Annotated in this window: 1 protein-coding gene; it reads right to left on the bottom strand. The window is 39.4% G+C overall.

Features of this window, described 5'->3' with window-relative positions; all coding sequences use genetic code 11:
- The coding region (locus HXW94_RS20535; RefSeq protein WP_425484232.1) for an RRXRR domain-containing protein at positions 1-214 on the bottom strand (214 nt) is incomplete at its 3' end.
- Positions 215-986: the final 772 nt, after the last annotated feature.

Here is a 986-nt window from a genome sequence, read left to right as displayed (position 1 = left end):
ATGGGATATCTGTTTTTCCGCAATAGGCACACGTTCTGTCCCATTTTTCCAGAAGGTATTCCCGTACCTCATACCCCATGAGTTCCCCCTGCTGATACGCGACACCGGATATTTCAGGATTCTGTATCTTCTGCATGTCAAACCGAACCAACTCCATTGAAATTGCCTGAATGATGTACCGGATTTTGCGGCTTTTTGTTTGTATCCAGAACAAATACGCTCAATTTTAAAATCCTCTTGTTTCCAAGGTAATGTTTGCCGCGTCAATGTTATGACCGGGTTTGGCGCAAGCAGCACCGGCTTAACCCCTTAGACCTGTTTAACCACTTGCCGTAGAACCTGGGGCTGGCGAGCACCCCAGGGTACCTGTTTCCGATCTAACGTAGTGCTCGAAGCACTTAGACTGGTCAACTTTGGGGCTTTTTCAAGCCCCTCGGTCTTTAGCCGAGGGGTAGTTGACGTATATAGGGCTTAGGTAATCTGACCACACTATTCACCGATTTTTTGGCTGTTAATAGCGCATAATGGTCTATATGACCAACCCCGTGACTTTCTTAATATTGCCAATCATAATAAGCGGTTATCGTGGAAATAACATCTCCTAATCCACTAAAATAGAATCGTTCAGGTGCAGTAGATAAGATATCTAAATCTGCAATCACCCTTGCCAACAATTAAAAGTATTTTATTAAACAATACCTTCGCCAATGTCAAAAAAAGATTAAAATTGCTTAAACTTCAAAAAATAACCTATTGATTTTATTGTATCGAAACAATTCTATTTTGGGCATCCTTCATTTTCCGTTTGACACTTCGTAAAATCAAAATGTGTTTTTGAGATGCTGAAAATTATTTTTTTAAAAAAATACTGTGAACAGCACGTTCCTTTAGTGTACTTTAGAATTGAACAAAAAAACAAAGACACAGGAGGAAATATGCTGCTCACAGATATAAATAATTTACCAGAATTTGTTTTTACAGGAAAG

The organism is Desulfobacter latus, from assembly GCF_013389365.1.
GTDB classification, from domain to species: domain Bacteria; phylum Desulfobacterota; class Desulfobacteria; order Desulfobacterales; family Desulfobacteraceae; genus Desulfobacter; species Desulfobacter latus.
This window is presented reverse-complemented; position numbering and strand designations above follow the sequence as displayed.